The 15,029-nt window shown below is 39.5% G+C and carries 10 protein-coding genes; 9 read left to right on the forward strand and 1 reads right to left on the reverse strand.

Annotated elements, in window-relative coordinates; genetic code table 11:
* The first annotated feature begins 54 nt into the window (after positions 1-54).
* From ACYVHJ_RS17840 to ACYVHJ_RS17880, 9 genes are all read left to right on the forward strand, one after another.
* Positions 55-1,896 (forward strand): FAD-dependent oxidoreductase, encoded by a 1,842-nt coding sequence (locus ACYVHJ_RS17840; RefSeq protein ID WP_460517467.1) that lies wholly within the window; start codon positions 55-57, stop codon positions 1,894-1,896.
* A gap of 86 nt (positions 1,897-1,982) precedes the next feature.
* Positions 1,983-3,974 carry an SGNH/GDSL hydrolase family protein gene (locus ACYVHJ_RS17845; RefSeq protein ID WP_460517470.1) on the forward strand — a complete coding sequence of 664 codons (1,992 nt, stop codon included), beginning with the start codon at positions 1,983-1,985 and terminating at the stop codon, positions 3,972-3,974.
* Between the two features lie 100 nt (positions 3,975-4,074).
* Entirely contained in the window at positions 4,075-5,166 is a 1,092-nt protein-coding gene (locus ACYVHJ_RS17850; protein WP_460517473.1) for a sulfatase-like hydrolase/transferase, read from the forward strand.
* Between the two features lie 68 nt (positions 5,167-5,234).
* Positions 5,235-5,492 (forward strand): hypothetical protein, encoded by a 258-nt coding sequence (locus tag ACYVHJ_RS17855; RefSeq protein ID WP_460517476.1) that lies wholly within the window; start codon positions 5,235-5,237, stop codon positions 5,490-5,492.
* Positions 5,493-5,733: 241 nt separating this feature from the next.
* Positions 5,734-6,633 (forward strand): diacylglycerol/lipid kinase family protein, encoded by a 900-nt coding sequence (locus tag ACYVHJ_RS17860; protein ID WP_460517479.1) that lies wholly within the window; start codon positions 5,734-5,736, stop codon positions 6,631-6,633.
* Positions 6,634-6,818: 185 nt separating this feature from the next.
* Positions 6,819-7,256 (forward strand): hypothetical protein, encoded by a 438-nt coding sequence (locus ACYVHJ_RS17865; protein ID WP_460517482.1) that lies wholly within the window; start codon positions 6,819-6,821, stop codon positions 7,254-7,256.
* A gap of 131 nt (positions 7,257-7,387) precedes the next feature.
* Positions 7,388-8,473: an efflux RND transporter periplasmic adaptor subunit gene (locus tag ACYVHJ_RS17870; protein ID WP_460517485.1), complete on the forward strand. Its 1,086-nt coding sequence runs from the start codon at positions 7,388-7,390 to the stop codon at positions 8,471-8,473.
* 25 nt (positions 8,474-8,498) lie between these two features.
* Positions 8,499-11,726: an efflux RND transporter permease subunit gene (locus ACYVHJ_RS17875; RefSeq protein WP_460517488.1), complete on the forward strand. Its 3,228-nt coding sequence runs from the start codon at positions 8,499-8,501 to the stop codon at positions 11,724-11,726.
* Positions 11,716-13,146 carry a TolC family protein gene (locus ACYVHJ_RS17880; protein ID WP_460517491.1) on the forward strand — a complete coding sequence of 477 codons (1,431 nt, stop codon included), beginning with the start codon at positions 11,716-11,718 and terminating at the stop codon, positions 13,144-13,146. Before ACYVHJ_RS17875 ends, ACYVHJ_RS17880 begins: the two co-directional genes overlap by 11 nt.
* Positions 13,147-13,343: 197 nt before the next feature.
* Here the strand turns inward: ACYVHJ_RS17880 and ACYVHJ_RS17885 are convergent, their stop codons facing one another.
* Entirely contained in the window at positions 13,344-15,020 is a 1,677-nt protein-coding gene (locus ACYVHJ_RS17885) for a SusD/RagB family nutrient-binding outer membrane lipoprotein (protein WP_460517494.1), read from the reverse strand.
* Positions 15,021-15,029 lie beyond the last annotated feature (9 nt).

The raw sequence follows: 15,029 nt of genomic DNA on the forward strand, positions 1-15,029 counted from the left end.
GTAAGATAAACAATACAGGAAATGACATTTGGATCAAGCAAAAAAGCTAAATTCATGAAACAACTTAATTGCGACATATTGATTGCGGGCGGTGGACCGGGAGGTATACCTGCCGCTCTTGCAGCTGCCAGAAATGGATCAAAAGTTATCCTTTGTCAAGACAGACCCGTTTTAGGTGGAAATGCATCGAGTGAGGTTCGGATGCATATTGTAGGGGCTGATTGCAGCGGTAAAAGAGGAGAGAATTTATCAGTAGAAGCTAGGGAATCTGGCATAATAGAAGAAATACGGCTTGAATCAACTGTAAATAATCCTCAGCGTGCGCCAGCGATATTCGACTTAATTCTGTATGATAAATGTAGGAGTGAGCCAAATTTAGATTTAATGCTCAACACGAGAGTTTATGCAACAGAAGTAGAGGAAAAAACCATAAAAAAAGCCTTTGCCAGAAGAGAATCTACCGAAGATGAATTCGAGATAACCGCCAAAATCTTTATTGATTGCACAGGTGATGGAACCATTGGTGCCTGTTCGGGCGCTTCATTTTATGAAGGAAGAGAGGCGAAATCAAGCTTTAATGAACCACTGGCACAGAACGAAAGCGACAATTTAAGATTAGGCTCTTCCCTCATGTTTCAGGCAAAAAAACATGATAAACCGATGCCCTTCTCTCCCCCATCCTGGGCTCGGAAAGTCACAGAAGAAGACCTGGCGCTTAGGCCACATGCAACCCCTGCCATGGACATGGACCTGGGCTTGGAATATGGCTATTGGTGGTTAGAATGGGGAGGAACCTTGGATACGATCAAAGACAATGAGCTCATTAGAGATGAATTATTGGCTATATTGTTGGGTGTTTGGGATCATGTAAAAAATGGAGGTGATCATGGAGCAGACAATTGGGCCTTAGAGTGGTGTGGCTTTCTTCCGGGGAAAAGGGAGAGCCGTAGGTTTATAGGACAATACACCCTTAACCAAAATGATGTGCAAGAAGCCAAAACTTTTGATGATGCTATAGCTTATGGAGGTTGGCATATTGACATTCATCCCCCGGAAGGAGTTGATGCGATCGACAAATCTCCTTGCATCCACCACGATGTGCCCAATCTATACCAAATTCCCTTACGCACTACCATAAGTAAAAACATTAACAACCTTATGTTTGCCGGAAGAAATATCTCTGCAAGCCATGTGGCTTTTGCCTCAACCAGGGTCATGGCCACTTGTGCTGTAGTGGGTCAAGCTGTAGGTACAGCCGCAGCGATGGCTGGAAAAAGCGGCATACAACCTGGAAATATCGTTTCCAATAAAGACTTACTATCTAGCATTCAACAGCAACTTCTTAAGGATGATGTGTTTATTCCCGGCATACAAAATCAGGACAATAGTGACTTGGCAAAAGATGCAAAAATCAGCGCCAACTCTGAACAAGAAATTGGTAAAGCAATCAATATAATCAGTGGGCAGACACGAAGTGTTCATGGGCATCGGGGCGTTCACCCTGAAATTGCCTTACCCGGTACGCATCGTTGGATGAGTAACCCAATGGATGGCATGCCGGTTAGCATAGAATTATCATGGACAAAACCCAAAAATATCCGCTTAATACAGATTGTTTTTGATACCGGAGCGCACAGGGTCTTGACCTTTAGCCTTGCAGATGAGTACACCCAAAAAATGCACTGGGGAAGTCCTCAACCCGAGACTGTTAAAGATTATACCATAGCTACTTATTTTAATGGTCACCAAAAGGAATCCTTGTCCCAAAAAAACAATTACCAAAGGCTACGTAAACATGTCCTTCAAGGACATTCCATAGACACTATAAAAATCACTGTTTTGTCTACACAGGGCTTAGATCATGCGCGTATTTTTGAAATAAGGGCTTATGAATAATATAAAATTTCTATAGATGTTTAGAAAAGCTAATATATTAATCCTCCTTAATTGGCTCAAAATCTAATCAAAAACCTACCCGATCAATGTTTAAAATTTATACAATCCTGGCTATTCTATGTTGCCAGCTCCTCTTTACTCAGGCTTATGCCCAGTCCCAACCTAAAGATTCTTTTGAGGGCGCTGAGATTTCCAATTGGAAAGGGTTTGAGCGTTATGACTTTAGTTTCCAAGGGAGAAATGCAAGGCTGGTCCTCCCTGACAAAGCTATCCCGGGAAAGCCTTGGATCTGGCGGGCTAGATTTCCTGACTGGCATACTACGGCTGACAGTCTCTTAGTGGCTGAAGGGTTTCACTTGGCTTACGTCAATACCGATAACCTATATGGAAATAAAGATGCCGTTCAAGTTTGGGATGATTTCTATTCACTATTAACTTCTGAGCTTGACCTCCAAGAACAAGTTTCATTAATGGGAGTCAGCCGAGGAGGATTATTTATTTACAATTGGGCAAAGGCCAATGTTGACAAAGTAGCTTGCATTTATGCAGAAGCCCCGGTATTGGATTTCAAAAGTTGGCCCGGAGGTTTTGGAACGGGTGAAGGCTCACCAAAGGATTGGCTCCGGTTAAAGGAGGTTTATGGCTTTGCCACTGATGAGGAAGCAAAAAACTATGCCGACAACCCCATTGATAACCTTAATGAGTTACCAACAAAAAGGGTACCTATCCTTCACATGATTGGACTGGAGGATCAAATAGTGCCAGCAGGAGAAAACACCCTTCCCTTTGTTCAAAATTACATTAAATCAGGTGGACTGGCCACCATTGTAACCTCTGTGGATGGAGAACAAAACCTAAAAGGACACCATTTCCCCATACAGACTCCCAGATTGGTTGCTGACTTTATCAAGTACAACTCTATTAAAACCCAGGCATTAGCTTCTGAAAACTACCATAAAACAAATGGAGTTATCCTTAATGCTTATCATAAATTTTCAAGCAATAAATCCGGCCGAGTTGCCTATTTAGGAGGTTCAATCACCCACAATCATGGCTGGCGAGACAGTATTAATCATTTTATACAAGAACGCTTCCCTGATGCATCTTTGAAATTTATAAATGCCGGCATCCCATCTATGGGAAGTACTCCTTCAGCTTTTAGGCTTGAAAGAGATGTCTTGTCTAAAGGTAAAGTAGATCTACTTTTTGTAGAAGCTGCTGTTAATGATTCCGGAAATGGAAGAACATCAAAGGAACAAAAGCGTGCGATGGAAGGAATCATAAGGCAGGCAAGAAATTCAAATCCGGAAATGGATATCGTAATCATGCATTTTGTGGATCCGGGAAAAATATCCCTTTACCGTGAGGGCTTGATACCGGAAGTAATTGTAAACCATCAGGCAGTAGCAGATCATTATGGCATTCCTACCATTAATTTGGCTAAAGAGGTTACAGATAGAATTGATGCCGGGGAGTTTTCTTGGGAGAAGGATTTCAAGAACCTTCACCCTTCCCCTTTTGGTCAAGGTATTTATTCCCATTCAATTATTACATTCCTAACGAACAGTTTCAATAAAAGTAAGCTTTTGAAAGAGGAAGTCATCCATTACGCGGTTCCAACAAAATTGGATCCATATGCCTATGGTTCAGGATTTCTAGTGGATGTTAAAGAAGCAAAATTAGCCAAAGGTTGGCAACTTGTTCCTGATTGGGAACCTGCAGACAATTTAAATACGAGACCGAACTATGTTAGCCAACCATTTTTGGTTGGTAAAAGTGGGGCCAAATCTTTGAAATTTAAATTCAATGGAACGGCTGTAGGTATTGCTGTGGCCGCAGGGCAGGATGCTGCCACCATTCGCTATAGAATAGACAAAGGTGAATGGAAACAACTGGACTTGCTTACACCTTGGAGCAAGCAGTTGCACCTACCCTGGTATTATACTTTGGCTAATGAATTATCCAACCACGCTCATCTTTTAGAAATCAGCATTCCAGATAATCTCAATGAAGGTTCACAGCAGAAAGCGTGTAGAATCAGGTATTTCTATGTAAATTCCGACCATAATAATAAGTAAACTAAATATCATTTTGAGAAGGATAATGATTCGCATTGCTTTATCAAGAGTGTTTTAATATCATTTACTTCCACACGAAAAAATTTCAAAAAAAATAAAAATGAAACAGTTATTCCTACTGGTAACGATTGGCTTCTTTATCAATCTTTCCCAAATATACGCCCAAAAGCAAACCAAAACGGAAAACATCTTTTTGATAACAGTGGATGGGCTTCGTTGGCAGGAAATATTCAAGGGAGCTGATTCCTTGTTGATTGATGATACAGGAATGGTTGAGAACACAGATGAACTAGTGGCTGAATATTGGGACAGCGACCCAAAAGAGCGCAGGAAAATGTTAATGCCATTTTTTTGGGAAAAGCTGAGTGCTGAAGGGCAATTGTATGGCAATAGAGTTTATGGCAATTTGGTTGACAACAGCAATACCATGTTATTTTCCTACCCGGGATACAATGAAGTGTTAAGTGGGTTTGCAGATGACAAAAGAATCAATTCAAATTCAAAAATCAACAACCCCAATACCACTTTATTGGAATACTTAAATCAAACTGCTGACTATCAAAACAAGGTCTTGGCCTATGGAAGCTGGGATGTCTTTCCATTCATTATTAATGAGGAAAGAAGTAAAGTCCCAGTAAATGCAGGTTTTGATTTGGCTGAAGGAAACAACCTTACGGATAAAGAGGTAATGATCAACAGGCTTCAAAGTGAAATTAGAGGCCCTTGGGGAGGAGTAAGGTTGGATGCTTTTACCCACAACTATGCTCTGGAAGGAATTAAAAAACATCAACCAAAAGTTGTTTACATTGCTTATGGCGAACCGGATGATTGGGCACATGACAACGCGTATGACCAATACCTGTACTCTATTCACCAGTTTGATGCCTACCTTAAAGAATTGTGGAGTTATATTCAAAATTCTCCCCAATACAAGGACAAGACTACTATGATCATAACTACAGATCATGGAAGAGGAATAAATAAAAAAACTTGGACAGGGCATGGATCCTCTATTCCTGAAGCAAAAGAAATATGGATGGCTGCCATCGGCCCTGATACCCCTGCGAAAGGTGAGATGAAAACCAAAGGTTTATGGCATTCTTCCATGATAGCCAGGACCATTTTTAAACTTTTAGGAAAAGAATATCCGGAATTAAAGGCAGGGGAAGTTATCACCGACATGATCAAGTAATACACTACGTTTAAAACAAATCATTAAAAATACTTCAAGAAAGAGTAGGTCAATTAAAATTTTAAAAGATGGACAAGCTTCTCAAATACATTCCTATTGATTGTTTATTCGTTGACAGATTACAAGATTGGGCCACCAGAAAAGAGGTAGTTGAAATCGCCTACAGAAATAAATCAGGTGAAGTTATCAGCATCAAAACTCGGATTAAGGATATTTATACTAAAAACAAAGAAGAGTATATTGTTTTGGAAAATAAAATAACCTTTCGTCTTGATCTGCTAGTCAGCGTTAATGAACACAAAGTTGGAAGTTGCCACATAGATTAAATAAGTGCCTGTAATATCGGTTACTGGCAATAACTAGCTAAAAAAAATCCTGAAAGACAAATCAGTAACATTCCAAAGCCGAATTCAGTAAAACTTTCTGTGAAAAAATTTTATTGTAAATGAAGCATATTGGCACGGATTAAGCTATCTAATGGATAATCAATAATTCGAAAATAATCGATTCATTAAGTTTATTTAATTTGACTTTGTCAAAGGATTGTTTTGTCATTAAAATTATGATATGAAAGTACTCTTCATTGTCAATCCCGTTTCAGGGGATGTAGATAAAGAGCCTTTTTTAGAAAAGGCTACCAAATTATGTCAAAAATATGGAATAGTTACCCAGATCTTTAAAACAACAGGCAAAGAGGATGAAAGAAAGGTAGAAGAAACCATCAATTCCTTTGCCCCTGACAGAGTTGCCTCTGTAGGCGGAGATGGAACTACCCTGTTTTCGGCCATTGCTTTATTGGAAAGTAAAATTCCAATGGGCATCATTCCCTTGGGTTCAGCCAATGGAATGGCAGTTGAATTAGGCGTACACTCAAATCCCTTGGAAGCCTTAAAGGATCTGATCATGTCCTCCATGATCAGGGACCTGGATATTTTAAAGGTCAACGACAAACATTTTTCCATACACCTTGGGGATGTGGGCATCAACGCTGAAATAGTAGCCTCTTATGAAAAAGATCCTAACAGGGGAATGACGACCTACGCAAAATATTTTATTGATGAACTGACCAAAAACGATCCTTTTGAGGTTGAGGTTGATGCCATGGATCAGACAATTGTTGAAAAAGCGGTAATGGTAGGAATTTGTAATGCTAAAAAGTATGGTACCGGCATTCCTTTAAATATTGATGGGAACCCAATGGATGGTAAATTTGAAATTATTCTGGTAAAGGATCTCAATACCCAATTCTTAATTAATGCCGGTCTTTCAAAGTTTAATGATGTTTTTTATATGAAAGAAAACATCACTGCCATTTGTACAGAAAAGGCCGTATTAAAATTCAAAAAACCAAGGCTGCTTCAACTAGATGGAGAGGTAATCGGGAAATTTAAAGAAATAAACGTTGAAATAATCAAAGGTGCCACTAAGCTTATCACCTCCACAGACAACCAATATATCCATGATTGATAGGCAATTTACAGGCTTTATTTATTAAAAAGACTAAATAAATATTAAATAATATCGCTATTATTATAAGGATAGCTTTATTTTTTTATTCCAAAAATCCTCAAAACTCATTAAATATATTTTCTGTAAAAAAAACTCCATACCCATATAGATTATAAAATTTTTTTATAGGTTTGTTGATCTAAATGAAAAGTAAGAGACATTTTATAAAGAATTCTGTACAGAACCCCATCTATATCGGGGCTTCCTTGGCTGTGGGCTTTTTAATGCTTCTTTTCAGCCCATTAGTGATTCAAGGAAGTTCATTTAATGAGGATTCCGGGGATTCTAACCAGCAAATCACTTATGTATCAGCCAGTGATATTTTAAGTGATATTCATTATTTTTTGCATTTACCATCTGAAGGGGATTCTCCGGAGGAACAGGAAAATGAAAGCGAAAATGAATCCAATAAAACCTTAGACGAAGACAGTGAGCATTTCACTGTTAACACCGCTTTTTTCTCTAAGCTGGGGTACAATTTGGAAAAAGCTATATTTTTCCAATTGAACCACTCCAATCATAACAGATCAAGGATTTCACTCATCATTCTTCACCACTCCTGGAAGAGTTTTCTCATTTAATTTTTTTCAGCTCATTCATACCCTCATTGGACCCACTCCAATGATTTCATCCAAGCCTTTTATTTTCAGTAGATTTTCATCTATCCAAGGGCTTTTTATATCAATTTTTATAATAAAAAATCATAATCATTATGAAGAGGATATTGATTCTCATCTGTTTACTAGCCATTCTAGGCAATTCTGCGTGCCAGCATAAAAAAGAAGCTGGACATCCTGAGTCTACCTACCGAATTACAAGTCCTATAAAAATGGACACTGTGGTCTTTCAGGAATACGTAAGCCAAGTGCACTCCATTCAACATATAGAGCTAAGGGCACTTGAAAAAGGTTATTTACAAAAAGTATTTGTAGATGAAGGACAGTTCATTAAAAAAGGGCAATTAATGTTTCAAATCATGCCGCTTATTTATGAAGCAGAAAAGCAAAGAGCGGAGGCTGAAGCCGACTTTGCAGAGATAGAATTTAACAATACCCAAAGTCTTGCAGACAGCAATATTGTTTCTTCCAATGAATTGGCCATGTCAAGGGCAAAACTTGCCAAGGCTACAGCCGAGTTAAATTTGGCAAAGGCGCATTTGGGTTTTACAGAAATCAGGGCCCCATTCGATGGAATAATGGGTAGGTTTCACGTAAGGTTAGGTAGCCTTTTAGATGAGGGGGAGTTATTGGCTACCTTATCTGACAACAGCAAAATGTGGGTTTACTTCAATGTTCCTGAATCAGAGTATTTAGATCTTGCTACCTCCACCGGCTTAGAAAACTTGCCTGAAGTGCAGTTCAAAATGGCCAACAACCAAAACTTTGAATATACAGGCCAGATAGAAACCATTGAAGCTGATTTTAATAATGAAACAGGTAATATAGCTTTTCGAGCAACATTCCCTAATGATAAAGGTCTCTTAAGACACGGGGAAACGGGGAATATATTAATGCCGATTGTTTTTAAGGATGCATTGATCATAACACAAAAAGCAACCTTTGAAATATTGGACAAAAAGTTCGTCTATATCGTAGATGAAACCAACACATTAAGGTCAACTGAAATCACGATCGCCCATGAAATCCCTCATTTGTTTATTGTGAGCGAAGGTCTTAAACCAACGGATAAAGTGCTTATTGATGGTCTAAGAAAAGTCAAAAACAATCAGACAATAAAGCACGAATTTCTAGATCAAAGAGATATTTTAGCTGATTTAAACCTGCTTCATGCAGAGTAAATTTAACCTATAAATTACTTTAGACATGTTTAGCAAGTTTATACAACGGCCGGTTTTAGCGATAGCTATTTCCCTGTCCATCATATTCCTAGGAATATTAGCGATTGCAACAAGGCCTATTTCACAGTTTCCTGAAATAGCCCCACCAAGAGTCAATATATTTATCGCCTATCCGGGATCAAGTGCAGAAGTTTTGGTGAAATCCACTTTAATACCTCTGGAAAGAGCGATTAATGGAGTTAAGGGAATGCAGTACATTATTTCTGATGCTACCAGTGCCGGGGAGGCCACCATACAAATTATTTTTGAGCCGGGCACAGATCCGAATGCTGCAGTGGTGAACGTAAAAACCCGAGTGGACCAGGTGATGAACAATCTCCCGCCTCTGGTTCAAAGGGAGGGGGTGATCATCACCCCTATCCAACCCAGTATGTTGATGTATGTGAACCTCTTCAGTACAGATAAAAAGGCAGATGAAAAATTTCTTTACAACTATGCCAACGTAAACATACTTCCCGAACTCCAAAGGATAAGTGGAATGGGAAGGGCCACCATCCTAGGTAGCCGGCAATACGCCATGCGGGTATGGTTAAAACCCGATCGAATGCGGGCCTATAATATTTCTACGGAAGAAGTTTTAGAAGCGATTGATGAACAAAGTGTTATTGGTAGACCGGGTAGACTCGGACAGAGTTCGGGAAAAACCGCCCAGTCCATTGAATATGTGTTGACCTATAAAGGGAGGTTTAATTTACCTGAGGAATACGAAGACATCATCATCCGAGCCAATCCTGAAGGAGAGATATTGATGCTCAAAGACATTGCAGAAGTAGAACTAGGCAGTGAATTTTTTGATATATACTCGAATAAAGATGGGTATCCTGCTGCTTCTATGGTATTGAAGCAAAATTTTGGTAGTAATGCCAGTAAGGTAATTGATGATGTAAAAGTTAAATTAAAAGAACTCGAAAAGGATTTCCCTCCGGGCATGACCTACGAGATCAATTATGATGTATCCACCTTTGTTGATGCCTCCATTGACAAGGTATTACATACATTAGTAGAAGCCTTTATATTGGTTGCTTTGGTGGTTTTTCTATTCTTAGGGGATTTGAGATCTACAATAATACCGGCCATCGCTGTTCCTGTTTCATTGATCGGAGCTTTTGTATTCATGCAAATATTTGGCTTAACGATTAACATGATCACCTTATTTGCACTGGTGTTGGCCATTGGGATTGTGGTGGATGATGCCATTGTGGTCGTGGAAGCCGTCCATGCCAAAATGGAAGAAGAAAACCTAAGCCCATTCAAGGCTGTTAAGAAAGTGTTGGGTGAAATTAGCGGAGCCATTATAGCCATTACCCTAGTAATGACAGCAGTTTTCATACCCGTTGCCTTTATGACCGGCCCGGTTGGTGTATTTTACCGCCAATTTTCAATCACAATGGCCAGTTCCATTGTTCTTTCAGGTTTGGTGGCCTTGACATTAACTCCGGTATTGTGTGCCATGATCCTCAAAAACAATCATGGCAAACCGAAAAGAAAATCTCCCATAGATCTTTTCTTGGACTGGTTCAATAGAAAATTTGATAAAGTCACTGATAAATACGAAGATTTACTTAAGCTTATTGTCAACCGAAAAGTAATCACCTACAGTATTCTACTGGCATTTGGATTGGGTATTTTTGTGGTCAACGAAGAACTTCCTTCAGGTTTTATTCCCAATGAAGATCAAGGAATGATCTATGCGATTATTCAAACACCTCCGGGCTCAACTTTAGAATTGACCAATGAGGTCTCTAGAAAGTTGCAAGAAATTGCAGAAGAGATCGATGGTATCCAGTCCGTTTCCTCTTTGGCGGGTTATGAAATTCTTACAGAAGGAAGGGGATCCAATGCCGGCACTTGTCTTATCAACTTAAAAAACTGGTCTGAAAGACATCATTCCGTCAAGGAAATTATTGAAGAGCTGGAAGAAGAGACCAAGGATTTAGGTGCGGTGATTGAATATTTTGAACCACCGGCAGTACCGGGATATGGAGCATCTGATGGGTTCTCATTAAGGATGATCGATAAAAACAGTACCGTCGATTACCAAGAATTTGATCAAGTAAACCGTGATTTTATGGAGGCCCTAAATAAAAGGCCAGAACTTAGTGGGCTGTTTACCTTTTTTGCTGCCAACTATCCACAATTTGAGCTTACCATTGACAATAAATTGGCGATGCAAAAAGGGGTTTCTATTGGTAAAGCCATGGAAAATCTTGACATACTTATTGGTAGTACTTATGAGCAAGGTTTTATTAGGTTCGGGAATTTCTTTAAGGTATATACCCAGTCGGCTCCGGAATACAGAAAGCTCCCTTCGGATATTATGAATTTATTCATCAAGAATGAAGAGGGAGAAATGGTTCCTTACTCAGCTTTTATGAAAATGGAGAAAAAGCAAGGTCCTAATGAAATTACAAGATTTAATCTTTACACTTCCTCCTCAATAAAAGGAGTTCCCGCACCCGGTTATACAAGTGGGGATGCCATTGAGGCCATTCGGGAGGTAGCCGCAGCAACGCTCCCCAATGGCTATGACATTGCTTGGGAAGGACTTTCCTATGATGAATCAAGAAGAGGTAACGAAGCCATTTATATATTCATTGTTGTATTGATCTTCGTTTATTTGGTTTTGGCAGCGCAATATGAAAGTTTCATCATTCCTTTGGCTGTTATTCTCTCCTTGCCGATCGGAGTTTTTGGCTCTTTCCTCATGTTGAAATTCATGGGACTGGCCAATGACATTTATGCACAGATTGGTCTGATCATGCTGGTGGGGCTTTTAGGTAAAAATGCAGTGTTAATAGTTGAATTTGCTATTCAAAAACACCAGCAAGGCTCCACTATTTTAGAAGCTGCAATCATCGGTGCAAAGGTGAGATTCCGCCCCATCTTGATGACATCTTTTGCTTTTATTGCCGGATTGATTCCCTTGGTCATTGCTACAGGAGCCGGAGCCATAGGCAATAGAACCATTGGTTCTTCCGCCATGGGAGGCATGTTATTCGGAACCTTATTTGGTGTAGTCATCGTCCCCGGGCTCTATTATATTTTCGGCAGCTTGGCTGATGGCAGAACACTAATAAGAGATGAAGACGAAACACCTCTTAGTGAGGATTATGTGAATAACCAATCCAATGCAAGCCTGATAAAAAAACTTAAGAAATTATTGTCGAAAAAAGAACTGAAAGATGGCCAATAAATTCATAAACAATACGACCAGCCTGTTGTTTTGCATGCTCCTATTATGGGGATGTAAGACACCACAGGTCAGCACGATCAATGAAAACAAGTCGGTTCCGGACAGTTTCAATACTTCAACAGACACTACTAACAGTGCCTTAACCAATTGGAGAGCGTTCTTTACTGACCCAAATTTGATCTCTTTGATAGATACTGCCCTAGCCAATAATCAGGAGCTGAACATCCTGCTACAAGAGATAGCGGTAGAAAACAATGAAATACTGGCAAGAAAAGGGGAATACCTTCCTTTTGTAAACCTTGGGCTAGGTGCAGGACTGGAAAAGGATGGCAAATATACCCGTCATGGGGCAGTGGATGAAAGTCTGAATATTAGGGAAAGTCAGGCCATTCCTGAACCATTGCCTGATTTTATGGTGGGGGCTTTTGCTTCTTGGGAAGTGGATGTTTGGAAGAAGCTTCGCAATGGAAAAAAAGCGGCGGTTGCCAGGTATTTGTCCAGTGTTGAGGGTAGAAACTTTATGGTCACCAATCTAATTGCTGAAATTTCTAATGCCTATTATGAATTAATGGCTTTAGACAATCAGCTGGAAATAATTCAAAAGAATATATCCATTCAAAAAAATGCTCTTCGAATCATTGAACAACAGAAACAGGCTGCTCAGGAAACGCAGCTTGCAGTTAATAGATTTGCTGCCCAGTTGCTCAATACTGAAAATCTGCAATATGATATTAAACAGCAGATTGTTGAAACAGAAAATTGGTTGAATTTCTTGGTAGGTCGATTCCCTCAACCTATCATCAGAAGTTCATCTGAATTCAATGACATTGCCATAGACGATATTCATTCAGGAATACCTTCTCAATTGCTGACCAACAGGCCGGATATTAAACAAGCAGAATTAGCTTTAGAGGCTGCCAAATTGGACGTTAGTATTGCAAGGGCCAATTTCTATCCTTCATTCAGCATTGAAGCGGGGGTGGGTTTTGGATCATTTAACCCTAAATACCTCCTCAACCCACATTCAATTCTATACAATCTGGGCGGGGATTTAATGGCTCCTTTGGTCAATAGAAATGCGATAAAGGCAACCTATAACAGTGCCAATGCCAAACAATTACAAGCTGTTTATAGCTATGAACAAACCATTTTGCAAGCCTATATAGAAGTAGCGAATCAGTTATCTCAGATCGTTAATTCTAGTGCAAGCTATGAAACCAAAGCCAAAGAAGTGGATTTACTCAATCAATCAATCAACATTTCCAATAGCTTGTTCCGTTCTGCGAGAGCAGATTATATGGAAGTATTGCTAACCCAAAGAGAGGCGTTGGAATCCAGAATGGAACTAATAGAAATAAAACTAAGCCAGATGAACGGCAAAGTCAATGTATACAAAGCATTGGGCGGCGGCTGGAACTAGCAATAATGCAGTTTACGTAAAATTTTTATTCCTCAATTATTGATTAATGCTTAATAAGTAAAAGCCACTTGGATGTTCAAGTGGCTTTTCTTTGTTATAGGTTTCATAGTCAGTGGCATTGTTTCCTTTATTGGTTTGTAGCATTCTGGATTAATTTTCCAGATCAATAAATTTTCAGGTTATAAGCCTTTCAGCATTTACCAAGGTTTTCCGGAATTTTGTAGTAGCCACATTTTAGCATAAGGATGATCTTTACTTTGTCCGGCCGGTATATATTCAGTGTCCTCCAGAGAAGATAAGGCTTCTTCATAATTTTCTAGGTAGTTTGGGTCTAAATTCGGTGAAGGGTACATGTACCGAACCGGAATGGCAGCTCCAAATTGAGTGACAGGGCCGGCTTCAAGTACAGGGTAGCCGGTACGCCTCCAGTCAAACCAAGCCTGAGGATTTTGCCAGTTGGCTAACCATTTTTGTTCCATAATCCTTTGCTCTTTATTACTGCTGGAAGCAAATGATACTGAAGCTTGTTCATAATAGGTATCAAAGCTATAGCTTCCGACATTTGATAAAATGCCATATTTTTCCATCGACGCTTTAATTCCTTCTTTGTAATGCATTTCGGGATCACTTACACCAAACCCTCCCATCTGGGCCGCCTCAGCCATTAAAAATTTTACTTCACTGTAAGTAATTAAATTCATCCCTACATATTCATCTTGATCTTTGCGATAACGCTCATGTAAGTAGGAAATATAGGGGCTTCTTTCAGGGTGATACCCTTCCTCATCGTTACCTTTATTGAATGCCATGGCCTCCACAATAGGCAAACCTACAGGCAATCCCACATATAAATTGGTATTCACATTCAGCCCTTCTGGTGCCGGCTTAAATCGAACTGTATAAGATTCGCCAAGCACATTGGTAATGACAGAGTCTTTTTCTTCCAACACCCCATTGTCCCACTTGTATTGAACCGGCATCATCCAGCGATGTAATCTGGGATCATTTAAATCTATTAGTTTATCTACAATAGTTTGTGCCGGTTTTAGCAACAAATTAGGGTTTGGACTATTCAACGGACCACCCGGTGCTGCATTGTTTTCATCAGTTCCAAGAAAATCTACTTGCGCATCATCCGTATTGTCGGTAAAGGTAAACTGTGAGGCTTCATTGAATTCTTTTTCCAAATCCACTCCTAAAGCAGTCATTTCTGACTTTTTCTCAATCAAACGCATACTGTAACGCATTCTCAAAGCATTGGCAAACTTTCTCCACTTCTGGGCATCTCCACCATACAGTATATCTGAAGAAGCATTTACCAAATCTTTTGCCGGATCTAGGTTTTGAAGCAATGTTTCAGCCTCTTTCAAATCCATCATAATTCCTTTATAAACATCTACCTGACGATCATATTCCGGAAAGAACACGTCATTTTTCGCTTGCAGTGCACTCGAATAAGGAATATCTCCATATAGATCACTCATCAAACCAAAATGAAAGGATCGCATAATCAATGCTATTCCTTTAAAGAATTGATTATCCTCTTCTATGGCGTTTTCATATATAACCTGATTATTTCTAAGGATGTCAAAATAGCTATTCCAAGACTCATGACCCCAACCATAAAAATTGACAACCACAGCCCCTTCATTGGTTCCACGTTGCACATACTGCATGGCTCCTGCTATTTTAGAATTTTCATACCCCAAATTATGGTAGGTCTTTGCTGTGTTTGACAATACATAAGTAAGAATATAATTGGAGGAAACCTGCTCAGGGCTGTTGGGGTTTATGTTGACCTCTGTCAGGTCTTCGCAAGCCCAAAGTGAAGCGATCAATCCAATAGTAAATATGTTTTTTAATAGATTTTTCATGACTATCAT

Source organism: Cyclobacterium sediminis (genome assembly GCF_054781075.1).